The 17,915-nt window shown below is 51.9% G+C and carries 14 protein-coding genes and 1 other RNA gene; all 15 read right to left on the bottom strand.

Annotation, left to right across the window (positions count from 1 at the left end; translation table 11 throughout):
* Positions 1-158: 158 nt before the first annotated feature.
* Positions 159-800: a fructose-6-phosphate aldolase gene (gene fsa, locus ACULM0_RS13135; protein ID WP_463677994.1), complete on the bottom strand. Its 642-nt coding sequence runs from the start codon at positions 798-800 to the stop codon at positions 159-161.
* A 256-nt stretch (positions 801-1,056) separates the two neighbouring features.
* Positions 1,057-1,887 carry an exodeoxyribonuclease III gene (locus ACULM0_RS13130; RefSeq protein ID WP_463677993.1) on the bottom strand — a complete coding sequence of 277 codons (831 nt, stop codon included), beginning with the start codon at positions 1,885-1,887 and terminating at the stop codon, positions 1,057-1,059.
* A 111-nt stretch (positions 1,888-1,998) separates the two neighbouring features.
* Positions 1,999-3,594, bottom strand: a complete 1,596-nt coding sequence (locus ACULM0_RS13125) for a sensor domain-containing diguanylate cyclase (protein ID WP_463677992.1) — start codon at positions 3,592-3,594, stop codon at positions 1,999-2,001.
* A 323-nt stretch (positions 3,595-3,917) separates the two neighbouring features.
* Positions 3,918-4,276, bottom strand: a transfer-messenger RNA (tmRNA) gene (gene ssrA / locus ACULM0_RS13120).
* A 3-nt stretch (positions 4,277-4,279) separates the two neighbouring features.
* A complete protein-coding gene (smpB, locus tag ACULM0_RS13115) occupies positions 4,280-4,735 on the bottom strand; it encodes an SsrA-binding protein SmpB (protein ID WP_463677991.1) in 456 nt (151 codons plus the stop codon).
* A gap of 45 nt (positions 4,736-4,780) precedes the next feature.
* Positions 4,781-6,904, bottom strand: coding sequence for a ribonuclease R (gene rnr, locus ACULM0_RS13110; protein ID WP_463677990.1), 2,124 nt, complete (start codon positions 6,902-6,904; stop codon positions 4,781-4,783).
* A gap of 76 nt (positions 6,905-6,980) precedes the next feature.
* Positions 6,981-8,957 carry a sodium-translocating pyrophosphatase gene (locus tag ACULM0_RS13105; RefSeq protein ID WP_463677989.1) on the bottom strand — a complete coding sequence of 659 codons (1,977 nt, stop codon included), beginning with the start codon at positions 8,955-8,957 and terminating at the stop codon, positions 6,981-6,983.
* A gap of 29 nt (positions 8,958-8,986) precedes the next feature.
* Entirely contained in the window at positions 8,987-9,217 is a 231-nt protein-coding gene (secG, locus tag ACULM0_RS13100) for a preprotein translocase subunit SecG (RefSeq protein ID WP_463677988.1), read from the bottom strand.
* A 152-nt stretch (positions 9,218-9,369) separates the two neighbouring features.
* Positions 9,370-10,659: a phosphopyruvate hydratase gene (gene eno, locus ACULM0_RS13095; RefSeq protein ID WP_463677987.1), complete on the bottom strand. Its 1,290-nt coding sequence runs from the start codon at positions 10,657-10,659 to the stop codon at positions 9,370-9,372.
* Positions 10,660-10,675: 16 nt separating this feature from the next.
* Positions 10,676-12,199: a 2,3-bisphosphoglycerate-independent phosphoglycerate mutase gene (gpmI, locus tag ACULM0_RS13090; RefSeq protein WP_463677986.1), complete on the bottom strand. Its 1,524-nt coding sequence runs from the start codon at positions 12,197-12,199 to the stop codon at positions 10,676-10,678.
* A 14-nt stretch (positions 12,200-12,213) separates the two neighbouring features.
* Positions 12,214-12,960: a triose-phosphate isomerase gene (gene tpiA / locus ACULM0_RS13085; protein ID WP_463677985.1), complete on the bottom strand. Its 747-nt coding sequence runs from the start codon at positions 12,958-12,960 to the stop codon at positions 12,214-12,216.
* Positions 12,957-14,168: a phosphoglycerate kinase gene (locus tag ACULM0_RS13080; RefSeq protein ID WP_463677984.1), complete on the bottom strand. Its 1,212-nt coding sequence runs from the start codon at positions 14,166-14,168 to the stop codon at positions 12,957-12,959. The genes tpiA and ACULM0_RS13080 overlap by 4 nt, the downstream gene beginning before the upstream one ends.
* A gap of 78 nt (positions 14,169-14,246) precedes the next feature.
* Positions 14,247-15,257 (bottom strand): type I glyceraldehyde-3-phosphate dehydrogenase, encoded by a 1,011-nt coding sequence (gene gap / locus ACULM0_RS13075; RefSeq protein ID WP_463677983.1) that lies wholly within the window; start codon positions 15,255-15,257, stop codon positions 14,247-14,249.
* Between the two features lie 13 nt (positions 15,258-15,270).
* Positions 15,271-16,314, bottom strand: coding sequence for a sugar-binding transcriptional regulator (locus ACULM0_RS13070; protein ID WP_463677982.1), 1,044 nt, complete (start codon positions 16,312-16,314; stop codon positions 15,271-15,273).
* 119 nt (positions 16,315-16,433) lie between these two features.
* A complete protein-coding gene (rpoN, locus tag ACULM0_RS13065; protein ID WP_463677981.1) occupies positions 16,434-17,810 on the bottom strand; it encodes an RNA polymerase factor sigma-54 in 1,377 nt (458 codons plus the stop codon).
* Between the last annotated feature and the right edge of the window lie 105 nt (positions 17,811-17,915).

Here is a 17,915-nt window from a genome sequence, read left to right as displayed (position 1 = left end):
TTTGCCATAATTCCGTGCTCTTCTCCCGATCCCCCTAGCTTGAAAAGCGAAAAACCTACGCTCGTCAGAATGAGCGTAAGTCTCTCGTAGAATTGATCATGGGCAACCAGAGCTTGACCTCCGATTGTTGTACAAAATGAAAATCATTGAACGGATAACTATTTCGTGCTTTCCCAGTCAGCTAGGAACTTTTCTATGCCCCGCTCGGTCAGTGGATGATCGAGGGAATCCATCAGCACCTTGAAGGGTATGGTGGCGATCTCTGCACCCGTCAACGCGGCCTGGGTAAGATGGTACCTGTGTCGGATAGAGGCTACGATGATCTCCGAGTCGATACCATGGGTCTCGAAAATTCGCACGATCTGCTCAACCAGGGCCATCCCATCGTCGCCGATATCATCGAGTCTGCCGATAAAGGGCGAAACGAAAGCGGCACCGGCTTTTGCGGCCGCGAGAGCCTGCGTGGCCGAGAAGATCAAGGTCACATTCACCTTGATGCCCTTGCCGCTCAGGATTTTCGTGGCCTTAAGACCCTCTGGGGTCATGGGCACCTTGATGGTCACGTTCTCGTGGATCTCGGCGAGCGGCAGCGCTTCCTCTACCATCCCATCGGCATCGAGGGAGACCACCTCAGCGCTGATCGGCCCATCGACAATCTCCACAATTTCACGAATCACCTCTTCAAATACCCTTCCCTCTTTTGCAATGAGAGAGGGGTTGGTGGTCACCCCATCGAGAATACCCAGTGACGCTGCCCGCCTGATTTCGTCCACATTCGCCGTATCCAAAAAATATTTCACAAAAAAACGCCTCCTCTACTAGAAAAACAATCCTTGTTTTCATTGTAAAGATACCCTAGATGACCCCTGATTAAGCACGCGACCCTAGACGATCTCTCCCGATCAGGGCCCTGCGCGCGGACCATAGGAGAAATCAGGATGAACAAAAAATGCTCCCCTCTCCGTGGACGGTTTGCAGGTGACAATCGTCGACGATGAGGAGAGCATGCAGTTCATGGGTTCATCACTATCTTCCTGCTGTTGACCGATCCTGAAGCTAGGTGAAATCTATCTCCAACATCGTTGGCGTATGATCTTGTCTATCACCAGAGTCTACCATCTCGGATTTGACTACCTGATCAGCCAGTCGATCGCTCACCAACCAATAATCGATCCTCCAGCCGGAGTTGTTGATTTTACTCGTTTTTACCCTTTGTGCCCACCAGGAGTAAACACCCGTCACATCACCATGCAGATATCGAAAGGTATCTGTGAAGCCCTTATCCAGTAAGTCTGTGAAGCCTTCACGCTCTTCATCTGTGAAACCGGCCGACCGACGATTGTTATCGGGATGGGCTAAGTCGATCTCTTGATGGGCTACATTGAAGTCTCCTGTCGCAACCACCGGTTTCTCCTGATCTAGTCTCTGGAGATATGCCGCATACTGCTTATCCCATACTTGTCTATCTTCTAACCTGACCAGACCATCTCCTGCATTAGGCGTGTACACCTGGGTCAAGTAAAAATTTCCAAAATCCAGCGTAATGATTCTTCCTTCGAGATCCATTGTATCAGGGGCCTGGATCTCAGGGTAGATGACCTCTGGCGAGTAATGGTCTTTATACAAAAACATGGTTCCAGCGTAGCTTTTTCTGGCGGGTTCCTGAGAACTTCGCCATACGTAGGAATACCCCTCAAAAAACTCCGCCAAGCGCTCCTCATGTTTTTTACTGGGCCCCTTGGCCGGTAGTTTCGTTTCCTGTAGAGCGATGACATCGGCATCCATGCTCACGATCGTATCCAGTACTTTCCTTGTCAGCACCGCTCTATTCGAATCACTTGTTAAGGCTGCGTTCAATGAATCAATATTCCATGAGATCAGTTTCAATTTACTCCTCCTTGGGTCCTTTGTCCTGATGTTAGCTATTTCCTGAATACTTTTTAACGTCTACGTCGTTTGAACAGCGGGATGGACGATCCGCGAGGGCACGGATCCTCATTACGTTTCACTGTGCACCAGCTTGTCCACGGTTTTCCAACGCAATTTTTTCCACGATTTCTTCTCATACATTTGCTGATCGGCAGAGGCGATCACGTCCTCAAGGACATCACAAGCATCTACGCAGGTCGCAAGTCCAAAGGATATCGAGAGATCCGATCGATTTTCATCTCCGTCCACCGACTCCAACTGATCTTCTAACCGGGCTAGGATTTTCTCTCCTACCTCCCTACTGGTTTCAGGAAGCAACAAGACGAATTCATCGCCGCCGACACGAAAGAGCGCATCCTCTTCACGCAGTACACTGCTCATATGCTTCACGCAGCGCAAAATGTGCACATCACCGGCGGCGTGACCATCCCGGTCGTTGACAACTTTCAGATCATCGATGTCCGCAACGATCAACGTGATCGGGTAGGCTGCCGTACGATTGAATCTCTCCATCTCCTCATAAAGAAAATGGCGATTATACACACCTGTCAGCGGATCACGATAGCCCAAATCCTTCAAGTTATCCTCACGCTCTCGCAAGGAACGGCGCATCTTCTCCATGGCCGAGGCCAAATAACCAATCTCATCCTTGGCGTCGACAGCGATGGGTTCTTCCAATATTCCCTCTTCCAGAAGACGAACCTTGTTCTCAAGGTAGGTCAAAGGAGCGAGCTGGTACCGCATGGTGAGCCACAAGAACAAGGAACCGAGGGCCGAAATCCCAGCCCCATAGTAGATGTTCTCCTTAAGGGCCGCCTGTTGCAGACCGATGAGCTCACTGTTCTCGAAGACCCGTTTCAGATAAAATCGATAGTCACCCTTGTAATCCTTCAGTGGGATCATTTGGATCAAATAAGGCGGCTCTACGACTTCAACCCGCTTGCCCTCACTCAGTTGAACCAAATAGTTGGCTGGCTTTTCGCAGGTCAACTGTACGGTTTCACGGGTCCCCTGCATCAGTTCTTCGCTTTCCGGTGTCAGCCCGTAGAGGTACCAATCACCACCGCTTACATTTTGAAAGATCCCCAATATGCGCTCGCCGAGTTCCATCCCCAGCTCCACGCTACCCAAAAACCGGGTCTCATGAAAAATTGGTACCACGTAGCGTAAGGAAAGACCATGCATTCCTTCTTCGAGCCCTCGCAGCGGAGGATGCTCAGGATCCTCGTTTACCTGAACCACCATGTTTCTGTAACCGCTCAGATCGTCTCCAAAAGCATCCGGGACGTGCACCCGGAAAAAGCTCGTGTTGTCGGGAAGATGAAAATGAAACTGTGTCACCCCTGCAGATTTCAATTTCTCGAAGGAAGGGGTCACCAAGTCCGACAGGGCCTCCCGATCTCTATTGGCAAATGCAGTGACCACCGAAGGGTTCGCTAAAATCTGCGTGATACCCGTTTCGAGGACTTGGTAGCTGACCTTGAATCGTCGCTCAATGGTATCGACAGCTATTTGATTGAGATGGTCTTCCTGCATGCGGATCATTTCTCTTTGGTCATTGAAAGACTTCAAAAGTAGCAAACTGACGATCGCGAAAAAAAACACCGAGGCAAGCACACTCATCTTGAATGTTAAGGAATGGTAGAATACGGTTTTACGTCTCATAGAACCTCCCGAGCGAGCATCGTTCTGCTTTTCACAATCTCATTATACCTTTTTACATTTCAAATGTCATCGTTCATTGGAGCCCTTGATCATGGGGCACGATCGACCGGCGCCCCTAGTGCAAGGAGACAGTGGCCCTAGATCAGTTTCCGACGCCAACTGATACAAGAATTAAGTCTCGCTCTCATCCCACGATTAAAGCCCTGGGTTTTCTCACGGTATTCTTTAATAGGCCCACGGTGACGGCTTCTACCCTTCACAAGGTGGTTGTTCAGACAAAAAGAACAACCACGTTCGGAAGTTCATCCGAACGTGGTTGAAATTGGTGGAGGCGGTGGGACTCGAACCCACGTCCAAAGGCACTTATCCACGACTTTCTCCGAGCGCAGTCACATCTTTAGTTTCGCCAACCGCGGCGTTAAGTGACGAACAAAGCGGAAGGCTAGTCCCTAAGTCCTCACCAGGGCTCGGGACAAGTCCCAGGTGAAGTACCCCGCGCTTTTTTTAGATCCTATGGGAGGGCGGGAAATCCCACAAGATCATGCAGCGATTACGCTGCGAATGCTAAATCGTTATTGTTAGCGTTTATTTTGAGTTGCCCAGTTCTTTAGCGTGTACCCCAGGCAGAAAACACGGCTCGCTTATCGTGAAACCATACCCCTGTCGAAACCAAAACGCCCCCGCGTTAGTCGCGTTGCCTCCTGGCCAGTTCCTGTTGGATCCGGCGGTTGGCATCGCGCTTAGCCATGTCGCGGCGTTTGTCGTGGAGCTTCTTTCCCTTGGCAAGAGCAATCTCGAGCTTCGCCAGCCCACGATCGTTGATATAGAGTCTCAAAGGGACGAGCGTATAGCCCTGCCGGGTCGTCGCCCCGATGAGTTTCTTAATCTCTCGCTTTCGGAGGAGCAGTTTCCGCGTGCGGATGGGATCCACATTGTATCGGTTCCCCTGCTCATAAGGTGAGATATGCATCCCGTGGATGAAAACTTCTTCACCATCTACCTCAGCATAGGCTTCCTTGATGTTGGCTCCGCCTTTTCGGATGGATTTGATTTCCGTTCCGGTCAGGACGAGGCCCGCTTCAAAAGTCTCCTCGATGAAGTATTCATGACGTGCTTTTTTGTTGTTGGCAATGAGTTTCATCCGTCTTCACCTCAAATAAGTTCCAAAGCTAATTATACCGTGTGGTCAAGATGTTGTCAAATTCTCGTGCCCGAGCAGTTCAAAGTCGATTTCGCGAAGCAGGGGATTCACCTTCGTCACACGTACCGTCACGTGATCGCCAGGGTGGATCTCCGCCTTGGTGCTTTTCGACTGCAGGGTCATGGACAGCTCGTTGTACTCAAAGTCCTGCATGGACAGGTTGCCCACAAGTCCTTCGACCGTATTGTCCAGAGCCACGAACATACCGAAGGGTAGGATCGACGAAACGATACCCTCGAACTCCTCGCCCACGTAATCGAGCATGTACACGGCTTTCATGAAGTCATCCGTCTCTCGCTCACAGGATTCGGCCACGCGCTCCTTAGCACTGGTGATCTGTGCCACCTCGGGCAGGATTCTCTCAAAGTGTTCGACTCGCTTCTGATTGAGGTCTCCCTTGAGCTGCTCGCTAAGGATCCTGTGGATCTGTAGGTCGGGATAGCGGCGGATGGGAGAAGTGAAGTGCGTGTAGTGCTCTGCGGCCAGACCGAAGTGTCCTTCGTTTTCCGGTGAGTAGCGCGCTTGCTTGAGGCTCCTGAGCATCATGCGGTTGATGACGTGCTCCTCGGGGGTCCCCTCTACCTTAGAAAGCAAGTTCTGCACCTCAATTGGCTTCAGCTCATTTGGATCGCCCTCGAGCTGGTATCCAAAATTATGGATAAAGGCTCTGAACTCCGCAATCTTATCCGGACTGGGCACCTCGTGGATACGGTATAAGAAGGGTAGCTCTTTGGCGAACATATGCTCGGCCACGGTTTCGTTGGCCAACAGCATGAATTCCTCGATCAAACGGTGGGAGATCCTGCGTTCACGTTTTCTGATCACAACGGGATAACCCTCTTCATCGGTATCGATGTAGCTCTCGGTAAAATCGAAATCAATCGAACCGCGCTGTTCTCTCATCTTGTTGAGAATCTGAGACAGCTCGGCCATCTGCTCAAGTGAGGCGCGAACAGGTTCGAGACGCTTAACATCCTCGGGAGATGCTTTCCCCTCGATCAGATCGGCCACCTCTTCGTAGTTCAGCCGCATCACCGTGTTGATAACACCCTTGGAAAGCTCGTAGCTTTTCACTTTTCCCTGGGGGGTAACTACCATTTCGAGTGACATGACCAACCGGTCCACATTGGGATTCAAAGAACACATCCCATTCGATAACCGTTCGGGTAACATCGGGATCACCTGATCGACGAGATAGACGCTGGTGGCCCGCTCAAGGGCTTCTCTATCTAGGATGCTGTTCTCGGTCACATAGTGGCTGACATCGGCTATATGGACGCTCAGGTCGTAATGACCATCATCTCTGCGCGCTATTCCTATGGCATCATCTAGGTCCTTGGCATCTTTGCCATCAATGGTCACGATCGCGTGGTTTCTAAAATCCTTGCGTTTTTCGAGTTCTTCGGCAGGAATCGTGTCGGGAATTTGCTCTGAGGCCTTGAGTACTTTCTTGGGGAAAGCATCGGGCAGATCAAATTTACGGATGATCGCATCCCTTTCCGTCCGCAGGTCGCCCGCCTTACCGATGATCTCCCGCACGATGCCCTCGGGCTTCTTCCCATCGGTCGGCCATTTGATGATTTCCACGAGCACCTTATCTCCGGTCTCGGCACCCTTGGTGCCACCACCTCCGACGAAAATATCCATATGGAATTTCTTGTCATCCACGATCACAAAACCAAAATTCTTGGTCTTTTCGAAGACGCCGACAACTTCTGTTTTGAAGCGTTTGACAATGCGCTCCACAAAACCCCGCGATCGGCCGTTACTGTCTTCACTGTAGACTTTTACGATTACCGTATCGCCATTCATCGCACCGTTGAGGTGGGTGCGGGGGATAAAAATGTCTTCTCCGTCTTCGACGAGCAGGAAACCAAATCCCTTCTGCGCCACCTGAACGACGCCCGACTCAAAACCAAAGAAACTAGGGCGACCGTACTTCTCCTTAGAAGTGGTCATGAGGACGCCGTCGGCTTCTAGTGCCTCCAACTGTTTTTCGAGAACAGGCATCTCACCCGGCTCGAGGGCAAGCTCGGCCGCGATTTCCTTCGCAAATAAAGGTCGTGTGGATGCCTTGATCACATCGACTATTGCTTCTTTTGTTATCACATCAATCACCTCGGATTATATATACCCAATAGTTGCTCTTTACACGAAAAAAGCTCCCGGATCGGGAGCTCGTTTCTTACAGATAAGGACCAAACATCAGGAAGATTGGAGCGAACACCAGGGATACGATGGTCATCAACTTGATCAAAATGTTGATCGAAGGACCAGATGTATCCTTGAAGGGATCGCCAACAGTGTCGCCCACGACAGCCGCTTTGTGCGTGTCGGAGCCCTTTCCGCCATAATGACCTTCTTCAACGTATTTTTTCGCATTGTCCCACGCGCCACCGGCATTGGCCATAAAGATCGCCATCACGACACCCGTGACAAGGGCGCCGGCCAGCATGCCGCCAAGTGCCTCAGCACCCAGAATGATTCCCACGACAAGCGGTGTAACGACTGCCATAAGCCCCGGAAGCATCATTTCCTTGAGTGCCGCGGTCGTGCTGATTTCTACGCACTTCGCGTACTCGGGAATCGCTTCACCCGCCATCAGGCCGGGGATTTCTCTGAACTGACGGCGTACTTCCTCGATCATCTTGTTAGCCGCCTTGGAAACGGATTCCATGGTCATGGCCGAGAAGAGGAAGGGTAGCATACCACCGATGAAGAGTCCGACGACGACCTTCGGGTTCAGAATATCGATAAACTCCAGGCCAACAGCCTTAGAGTAGGATGCGAAAAGACTGAGAGCGGTCAGGGCTGCCGAACCGATGGCAAAGCCCTTACCGATTGCCGCAGTGGTATTACCCACCGCGTCGAGTTTATCTGTGATCGCACGTACGCTGGACTCTAGTTCGCTCATTTCGGCGATACCACCGGCGTTATCGGCGATCGGGCCGTAGGCGTCAACGGCTACCGTGATGCCTGCCGTGGACAACATGCCGACGGCCGCAAGCGCGATACCGTACAGACCCATGACTTGGTAAGAGATCAGGGTCGCTGCAGAGATGATCAGGATCGGCCACATGGTCGAGTACATCCCTACGGCGAGACCACTGATGATCGTCGTTGCAGGACCCGTCTGCGACTGCTCTGCAATACGTTTGACGCTCTTGTATTCTTCAGATGTATAAATCTCCGTCACCGCACCGATGATCACGCCGGCGGCGAGACCTGCTGTGACGGCAAGACCTGCATTATACGTACCCAGGAAGCTTTGGCTGAGCAAGAAGCTGGCAACGAGCACAATGCCGCTCGCAACGTAGGTGCTCATCTTCAGCGCCTTGTGCGGATCGTCACCTTCCTTCGTTCTCACGAAGAAGGTCCCGATGATGGATGAGATGACACCCACCGCCGCTAGGGTCAACGGGTAGATCGCAAATTCAAGACCCATGAGGGTCCCCAGCGTGATGGCAGCGATCAACGAACCCACGTAGGATTCAAAGAGGTCTGCGCCCATGCCGGCCACGTCGCCCACATTGTCGCCCACGTTGTCGGCGATAACCGCAGGGTTTCTCGGGTCATCCTCAGGGATACCTGCCTCTACTTTACCCACGAGATCGGCACCCACGTCGGCTGCCTTCGTATAGATTCCCCCCCCCACACGTCCGAAGAGTGCGATGGAAGAAGCACCGAGACCGAACCCGGTGATGATGGCTGGATCTTCAAAAATATAAAAGAGTACACCGAGGCCGAGCAGGCCAAGGCCCACGACGCTCATGCCCATGACCGCTCCACCGGAGAAGGCCACATTGAGTGCTGCGTTCATCCCCTTCTCCTTAGCAGAGAAGGCTGTGCGCACATTGGCTTTCGTCGCCACGCGCATGCCGAAGTAACCCGCGAGCGCCGAGAAAAAGGCTCCCACTAAAAAAGAGATCGATGTCTGTACGCCGATCCCCACGGCAATGACCACCGCGAGTACCAAAGTGAAGACTACCAGCACACGGTACTGTCGGTTCAAATAGGCCATCGCACCCTCTTGGATGTAAGAGGCGATCTCATTCATCCGATCGACTGTCACGTTAATCTTGTTCACTCGACTTACTACCAGGTAGTAAGCGAAGACCAACGCGACGATACCGATCCCTGCCGCATAAATTGCATAATTCATCAAGAATCCTCCCCGTTATGTGTGTTGTCTTATTGGAAGTAGAAGACTAAGAGCGCACTGATGATAAAGACTGGAGCCGCAACCTTCGTGACTTTATCGAGCAGTGTATCGTATGATCTTCCCTTTTTCTTACCGAAAAGCTGCTCGGCGCCGCCACCGATGGTCCCGGAAAGTCCCGCGCTCTTGCCGTGTTGCATAAGAATACTTGCGATGAGCACAATCGACGAGAGGATCAAAATTACTGTAAAAAACATAGCCATGTCGTTCCCTCCTTACATTCGAGTTTAACAAAAGTATTTTATCATACCCACCCGGTGAAAGGCAATAAGATTAGCCTTCCAAGGCTAGGAAAAGGTTTGCATATCCAGAAAAAGAAAGGGATTCCACCTGATCGGTAGAATCCCCACTGGATTTACTTCAAGTTGTAAAATGCACTCATGCCTGCATACTGTGCAGCATCGCCCAACTCTTCCTCGATGCGTAGGAGCTGATTGTACTTCTCCACGCGGTCGATACGAGCCGGAGCACCGGTCTTGATCTGGCCGGCATTCACAGCGACAGCCACATCGGCGATTGTGCTGTCGGCCGTCTCACCACTTCTGTGGCTGATGACGTTGGTGAAACCAGCGCGCTTTGCCATCTCGATAGCATCGAAGGTTTCCGTGATGGACCCGATCTGGTTCAGTTTGATCAGAATCGAGTTGGCGTTACCGCCCTCGATCCCTCGGGAGAGTCTCTCTGTGTTCGTCACGAAGAGATCATCTCCAACGATCTGGATCTTGTCGCCGTTCTTCTCGACCATAAGTTTCCAACCGTCCCAGTCCTCTTCTGCCAGACCGTCTTCAATCGAAATGATCGGATACTTGTCGATCAGCTCAGCGTAGTAGTCCACGAGCTCTTCGCTCGAGAGAATTCGTCCTTCGCCCTTCAGATTATAGTGCTTCTTCTCTTCATCGTAGAACTCTGTTGCCGCGGCGTCCACAGCCAGCATGATCTCCTCGCCAGGCTTGTAGCCGGCCTTTTCGATGGCTTCCACGATGACCTTCAGCGCTTCTTCGTTCGATGGGAGGTTCGGTGCGAATCCACCCTCATCACCCACACCCGTGGCCAGGCCTTTGGCCTTCAGCACACCCTTGAGGTTGTGGTAAATCTCCGCACCCATGCGGAGCGCCTCTTTGAAGGACTCTGCACCTACGGGCATCACCATGAACTCTTGGATATCCACATTGTTATCAGCGTGCTCTCCACCGTTGAGGATGTTCATCATAGGAACGGGGAGTACCTTCGCATTGACGCCACCGAGATACTGGTACAGTGGAATCTGGAGGAGATTGGCCGCTGCCTTTGCTACGGCCATGGACACGCCGAGAATTGCATTGGCACCGAGTTTGCCCTTATTGGGTGTCCCGTCAATCATAAGGAGCAACTGGTCGATCGCCACTTGATCGAGAGCGCTCATGCCGATAAGCTCTTCTGCGATCAGATCGTTGACATTGTCAACGGCTTTCGTTACACCTTTACCGAGGTAACGTTCCTTGTCGCCATCTCTCAACTCAACAGCTTCGAAAGCACCCGTAGAAGCGCCTGATGGTACGGCCGCACGGCCCATGCTACCATCTTCGAGTACAACTTCCACCTCTACCGTTGGGTTACCACGTGAATCTAAAATTTCTCTTGCGTATACATCGATAATGAATGACATATCTATCTCCTCCTTGTTACTTGATCAGTGACTTGCCCGTCATCTCTTCCGGTACAGGCAACTTCATCAGTTCTAAAATCGTTGGCGCGAGATCGGACAGTTTGCCGCCATCGCGTAGTTCGGCTTCTTTGCCGCCGATAAAAATCAGCGGTACATGGTTCGTGGTATGAGCTGTCATTGGCTTTCCGTTTTCATCCATCATCTGTTCGGAATTACCATGATCTGCCGTCACCAGCACATAGCCATTTTTCTCGAGCAACTTATCCACAACACGACCGAGACACTCGTCTACTGTGGAAACGGCCTTCACCGCGGCATCAAAGATGCCCGTGTGACCGACCATGTCGGGATTGGCGAAATTGAGCACAATGAAATCATGCTGGTCACGATCGATCTCTTTGATGACCCGATCGGTCACTTCATAAGCACTCATCTCAGGCTTCATATCATAGGTTGGTACCTTGGGCGAGTCGATGAGGACGCGCTCTTCTCCGGGATTCGGTGCTTCCACACCACCGTTGAAGAAGAAAGTCACGTGGGCGTACTTCTCAGTCTCCGCCATGCGAAGCTGCGTCTTGCCCTGCGACGAGAGGTACTCGCCGAGCGTGTTGGATAGGCTCGTGGGCTTGTACGCCACTTCAACGTTTTCGATTGTGATATCGTACTGCGTCATGCACACATAGTGCAGTGGGAAGTACTCTCTCTCGAAACCGTCAAAGGAAACGTCCACCAGGGCACGCGTCAATTGACGGGCGCGATCCGGTCGAAAGTTGAAAAAGATCACGGCATCGTCTTCTGAAATCGTGGCCACGGGATCGCTATCTTTCTCGATCACCGTGGGCAGCACGAACTCGTCGGTGGTATCTTCCGCATAGGAAGCCTTGATCGCCTCGTCGGCGGAAGGGGCTTTCACGCCTTCGCCTTTCACCAGCGCATCGTAGGCTTTCTCCGTGCGTTCCCATCGCTGGTCACGGTCCATGGCGTAATAACGACCACTGACCGTGGCGATCTTACCGAAGCTGATCTCTTCCATATAGGATTCGAGCTCGGCCAGGTAATCGACACCACTCTTCGGTGGTGTATCACGACCGTCCATGAAGGCATGGACGTAAACTTGATCGAGTCCTTGCTCCTTGGCCAGTCGTATGAGCGCCTTGAGGTGATTGATGTGCGAGTGCACGCCACCATCGGAAAGCAGGCCCATCAGGTGGAGTTTCGTGCCGTTTTCCGTGACATGGGCGAGCGCATCGAGAAATTCGGCTTTCTCGTAGAAATCGCCGTCCTTGATGCTCTTCGTGATGCGCGTCAATTCTTGGTAGACCACTCGGCCCGCGCCAATGTTCAGATGGCCTACTTCTGAATTTCCCATCTGGCCCTCGGGTAACCCGACATCGACGCCGCTGGCGCCCAGAAAGCTATTGGGATAGTTGGCCACGTACCGGTCGAAGTTCTCGGTGTTGGCCGCGTGAACAGCGTTCCCCTTATCTTCCGATCGATCCCCCCAACCATCCAGGACAATTAGTGCTACAGGTTGTTTCATATCTTTTCGACTCCTTAGAAGTTTACCAGTTCGGTGAAGCTGTCGGGCTCAAGGCTCGCGCCGCCGACGAGAGCACCGTCGATGTCCGATTCATTCATGATCTCCACTACATTGGCAGGTTTTACGCTACCGCCATACTGGATTTGCACATCTTCGGAAATCTCTTCGGAATAGAGGTCCTTCAAAATAGAACGGATATAAGCGATCACATCGTTGGCATCGGCGCTAGAAGCCGTTTTGCCCGTTCCGATCGCCCAGATTGGTTCGTAGGCCACAACAGTATCTTTAACATCAGACGCATCGACACCGGCGAAGGCTTTCTCCACCTGTGCCTTGACGATCGTTTTCGTTTCATCGGCCTCGCGCTGCGCGAGGGATTCACCAACACACACGATCGGTCGGATGCTGACCGCCAGCGCTTTCAGCACCTTTTTATTAACCGTTTCATCGGTCTCGTTATAGTAGGCACGTCGTTCGGAGTGACCGATCACGACAAAGTCCACATCCAATTCCTTGAGCATCGCGGGGGCAATCTCACCTGTGAAGGCACCTGCATCCTCAAAGTGCATGTTCTGCGCGCCGATCTTGATGTTCGTACCCACCGTCGCCGCTTTCAAATCCTTCAGAAGCGTGTAGGGTGCACAGATGACGACCTCCACATCGGTACCGGCTACCGCCGGTTTGATGGCCTCAACGAACTCGAGTCCCTCAGCGATGGTCTTGTGCATCTTCCAGTTTCCTGCAATGATTGGTTTTCTCACTTGGATTCCTCCTGTCGATCGTTCAGTGCGGAAATGCCGGGCAGGTCTTTACCCTCGAGAAACTCGAGCGAAGCACCGCCGCCTGTGGAAATGTGGGTCATCTTGTCACCGAAGCCTAGGTTGTTCACGGCCGCGGCGCTATCGCCACCACCAATGATCGTCGTGGCATCTGCTTCAGCGAGCACCTTCGCGACTTCTAGGGTACCCTTGGCAAAGGCGTCGAATTCAAAGACACCCATGGGTCCATTCCAAACGATGGTCTTGGCTTTCGCCAGTGCTTCCGAAAAGAGGGCGATTGTCTTTGGTCCGATGTCGAGACCCATGGCATCCGCCGGAATCTCCTGGTCATCGGTATAGGATGGCTTCGCCTCTTTGGAAAACTCCGTGGCCACCGCATGGTCTACGGGGAGGAGGAGGTTCACACCCTTGACTTCCGCCTTTTTCACCATATCGATGGCATAATCGAGCTGATCAGCCTCCACGAGGCTCTTGCCCACCTCATGGCCCTGTGCTTTCAGGAAGGTATAGGCCATGCCACCACCGATAACCAGCGTATCGACACGGTCGAGGAGATTATCGATCACTTTGATCTTATCCGACACCTTAGCACCACCTAGGATTGCGGCGAAGGGGCGTACCGGATTTTCCACAGCATTGCCGAGAAAGTCGATTTCTTTTTTGATCAGATAGCCGCTGACCGCTTCATCCACATAGTCAGTCACACCGACCGTGGAACTGTGGGCGCGGTGGGCCGTACCAAAGGCATCGTTGACGTAGACTTCACACAAGGACGCGAGTACTTTGGCAAAAGCGGCATCATTCTTCGTCTCACCCGCGTTGAAGCGAGTATTTTCTAGGAGTACCACGTCGCCCTCTTCCATCGCTGAAATGGCTGCCGTCGTCTGGGCGCCTACAATCTCCGGTTCTGAATGGAAGACCACAGGCTTGCCGAGATGCCCGGTGAGGCTCTTGGCTACAGGTGCCAGGCTGAGCTCTGTTTTGTACTCACCCTTGGGTTTCCCCAGGTGTGAACACAAGATGAGCTTGGCACCCTTATCGATCAGGTACTTGATGCTCGGTAGGGCCCCGAGGATCCGGGATTCATCAGTGATCGTCTCGCCGTCGAGCGGTACGTTGAAGTCACAACGCATCAGCACCCTTTTGCCCTTCACGGCAATATCTTCAATTGACTTCTTATCGTATTTCATCAGATCTGCCTCCTGTTCATTCTTTAAGAGTAAGGGGATAAGGCCCTGAAAAACGCGTTTTCAGGGCCTGGAATGTGCTTATAATCCTTTTTCCACCATGTAGGCGACCAGATCCATCAGTCGGCTGGAGTAACCCCACTCATTGTCGTACCAGGAAACAATCTTCACCATCTTGTCGCCGGTGACCATCGTAGAATCTGCATCGATGATCGAAGAGCGAGCGTCTTTGAAGAAGTCGCGTGATACCAGCGGCTCATCGGAGTATCCGAGGATGCCCTCGAGCTCGCCATCAGCAGCGGCTTTAAGTGCTGCGTTCACAGATTCAACTGTAACGGGCTTCTCTGTTTCGAAAACCACATCGACAAGTGAAACGGTAGGCGTCGGTACACGCATGGCCATCCCGTTGACTTTGCCTTTGAGCTGTGGAAGCACCAGGGCTACTGCAGCGGCGGCGCCTGTTGTCGTGGGCACGATGTTTTCAGCAGCAGCACGTGCGCGACGCAGGTCCTTGTGAGGTCCGTCCAAGATGCTCTGGTCGTTTGTGTAGGAGTGGATCGTCGTCATGAGACCGTTCTTGATGCCAAAAGTCTCGTCGATTACTTTTGAGAAAGGTGCGAGGCAGTTCGTTGTGCAAGATGCGTTGGAAACGATGTGGTGATTCGCAGGATCGTAGTCCTTTTCGTTAACACCCATTACAACCGTGATGTCTTCACCTTTAGCAGGAGCCGAGATGACAACCTTCTTTGCGCCGGCTTTTACGTGCTTGCCAGCTGCTTCGGCTGTTCTGAAGAAACCTGTTGATTCGATGACCACGTCTACACCGAGTTCTTTCCAAGGAAGGTTCTCAGGATCTCTCTCTGCGAAGATCTTGATCTCTTTTCCATTGACAACCAGTGCATCTTCTTTCACTTCGACAGTACCGTCGAATTTACCGAAGAGCGAGTCATACTTCAGAAGATGTGCCAGCGTGCCAGGATCTGTCAGGTCGTTGATCGCAACCACTTCAAAATTAGGGCTTTCCATCTCTGTGTACACTTTGAAGGTATTGCGGCCGATTCTACCAAATCCATTGATCGCTACTTTTACCATTCTCGATTCCTCCTTAGTCCTTTAAAATCTCTCTGACCACGTTCTCGTCAGTCACGAGCACGAGGTTGGGGTTGAGTTTGCTGATAGCGATGATAGCCTCCACTTTCTCTCGGCCCGTCGCCACAGCAATGAGTTGCTTGAGATGCTTAAATTTATCAAGGTCAATACCGATGGTACTGACTTCATGAACAATTTTACCCTCGCGGTTGAAAAAGTGCCCGAAGGCTTCGCAGACAGCTCCTTTTTGACGGATCATGTCCACTTCCTCTTCATCGAGGTTTCGTCTTCGTGCCATCACATCGGCTCGTCCTACGCCGAAAAGCAGCACATCGATATTGTTGATCATCCCAATGATCTCGCGGATATCCGGTTCTTCCACCAGTTGACTGATGGACGATGCGGATAGATTGTCCCGCGTATAGAGCAGTTTGTAATGCGCACCGAGTTTGTCGGCCAATTTTTCTACGAGCGTGTTCGCCTGAAAATCCGTTTTGTTACCGAGTCCACCACGTGCCGGTATGACTTTCAAATCCTTATAGCTACGCTTATCAGCTTCAAAAGCTTCCACCACTTCCATCACCGTGGTTCCCCCGGTGATGCCCAGGTATTCATGATCTGTCAAGATTTCCGAAAGATAACGCGCTGCGGTTGCAGCCACTTCTTTTGTTTCCAGGGAAGGATTCTTGATATCACTTGCGGATCCGATGATCACACGCTTGATCTGAAGCTTTGCGGCAAGCCTCTCTTCGAGCGTCCTGAGACCCATCAAGTGGTGGAAAAATTGAGCGAGTGCATCGATCATCCTATCGCCTCGATCGGATAGCAACATGCCCTCGATCGAAAACCCGAGCAGTCCTTGGTCCTTCAACAGGTTTGCCTCTTTCCTGATGATTCTCTCACTTATTCCAAGAGCCTGCGCCAGTCCCCGTCTACCGATGGGTTCGGTGAATTTAACGGTCCTGAGTATCTGATACCGCATGGTCACGGCATCCACAATCTCGGGTGCGATAATTTTCAATTGGTCGACCACATCTTCCATGGTCGCTTGTTCTGACATATCATCACCCCTCGGGACGCTTTCTGTCCATGTGTTAATTTTTTGTCCCGGTCCGGGCAAAAAAATATTTTCACCGACAAGTCCATTGTACCATATGTCGGTGAAAATTCAAGGTGAGATTAGAATTTTTTGCGTTTTGATGTGGAGAGGATACCCAGCTCATTGCGGTATTTCGCCACCGTTCGCCGGCTGATCTCCACGCCTGACTCCATGAGCGCGTCGGCGATCTTCTGATCCGAAATAGGTTTCTTGGGGTTCTCCTCAGAAATCATCTCCTCGATCAGCATCTTGATGCTCTCCTGGCTGACACCGTCACCATAGCGGTTCTTCACGCCACTTTGGAAAAAGTATTTGAGCTCGAAAAGACCGTGGGCGCACTGCAGATACTTGCCGTTGGTCGCCCGACTGACCGTGGACTCGTGAACACCGATCTTCTCAGAAATGTCTTTTAAGTTCAAAGGTTTGATATAGAAAGGTCCACGATCGAAAAAGGCGCGTTGTTCTTCAAGCAAGGCTTGGCATACATTGTAGATCGTATTCCGGCGCTGCTCGATGGATTTGATCAGATGGATCGCGCTGGTCAGTTTCTTTTTGATGTAGGCCACAGCTTCCTCGTCGCCCTCTTCTTTCGACATCATGGCCCGATAGAGCTTGCTGACCATCAGGCGAGGAGCCGTGGAGTCGTTCACAATGATCATGTACTCGCCATCGACTTTCTTGATCTGCACGTCGGGTGTGATGAACTTCACATGTTTCATCGAGCTGAACTGTCTCCCGGGTTTTGGTTCGAGAGTGCGGATGAATTCCGCCAGTACTTTGATCTCATCGATGTCGATGCCCATGTGCCGTGCGATCTTGTCGAGTCGATTGTGACCGAGATCCTCTAGGTGATCGATCACCAGGCGACGGGCACCGTCGGGTGTATCCGGCAAAAGATCCATTTGTATGACCAGACACTCCGTAAGACTCCGCGCACCGACACCGGGTGGGTCGAAGCGGTGGAGTCCCACTAGGATACGATCCATGGTTTGGCGGTCGATGTGGAACCGACCCATCACTTCTTCCTCGTCGACATAGAGGTAGCCATTCTCATCGAGACTTTCGATCAGATACTCGTAGACCACATACTCGTGGAGATCGACAAACTGTACATTCAACTGATCCATCAAATGATCTTTGAGCGTTATCTCGTCGGCCACAAAATCATTGTAATCGTAGTCATCATCACCGGAGGCCACGATCCCGCCACCACCGGTGGACCGGTAACTATCGGCCAACTCTTTCCAGTCCATGTCATCGAGCTTCTGCTCCGTCTTCTCCCGTTCGGTCAGACCATCATCCAGTTTCTCAAGGCAGGGGTTTTCAACGAGTTCCGTGGCCACGAACTCATGTAGTTCCATGGCATTGTACTGGAGAATCTCGATCGCCTGCTGAAGCTGGGGCGTCATCACGAGCTTTTGGGTTTGGACCTGATTGAGCGTGAACTGCATTTTCATTCCTTTTCCCCCATCTCTCTCTTGCGTTCCACTCTATTATAGCAAAAAACGCGCCAACTTCACAATCAAAAAGACACCCGCAAGCGGATGTCTTTTTTTGAACCG

It is taken from the genome of Halotolerantifilum yawarlongkerapense (assembly GCF_054506745.1).
The sequence above is the reverse complement of the archived record's forward strand: the minus strand, read 5'-3'. Positions and strand labels throughout refer to the sequence as shown.

Excerpts from the sequence above, each read along its gene's own strand:
- ACULM0_RS13105 (WP_463677989.1), bottom strand. The coding sequence starts at position 8,957 with ATGAATTATGCAATTTATGCGGCAGGGATCGGTATCGTCGCGTTGGTC.
- ACULM0_RS13080 (WP_463677984.1), bottom strand. The coding sequence starts at position 14,168 with ATGAAATACGATAAGAAGTCAATTGAAGATATTGCCGTGAAGGGCAAA.
- eno (WP_463677987.1), bottom strand. The coding sequence starts at position 10,659 with ATGTCATTCATTATCGATGTATACGCAAGAGAAATTTTAGATTCACGT.
- ACULM0_RS13070 (WP_463677982.1), bottom strand. The coding sequence starts at position 16,314 with ATGTCAGAACAAGCGACCATGGAAGATGTGGTCGACCAATTGAAAATT.
- rpoN (WP_463677981.1), bottom strand. The coding sequence starts at position 17,810 with ATGAAAATGCAGTTCACGCTCAATCAGGTCCAAACCCAAAAGCTCGTG.
- gpmI (WP_463677986.1), bottom strand. The coding sequence starts at position 12,199 with ATGAAACAACCTGTAGCACTAATTGTCCTGGATGGTTGGGGGGATCGA.
- gap (WP_463677983.1), bottom strand. The coding sequence starts at position 15,257 with ATGGTAAAAGTAGCGATCAATGGATTTGGTAGAATCGGCCGCAATACC.
- smpB (WP_463677991.1), bottom strand. The coding sequence starts at position 4,735 with ATGAAACTCATTGCCAACAACAAAAAAGCACGTCATGAATACTTCATC.
- ACULM0_RS13125 (WP_463677992.1), bottom strand. The coding sequence starts at position 3,594 with ATGAGACGTAAAACCGTATTCTACCATTCCTTAACATTCAAGATGAGT.
- secG (WP_463677988.1), bottom strand. The coding sequence starts at position 9,217 with ATGGCTATGTTTTTTACAGTAATTTTGATCCTCTCGTCGATTGTGCTC.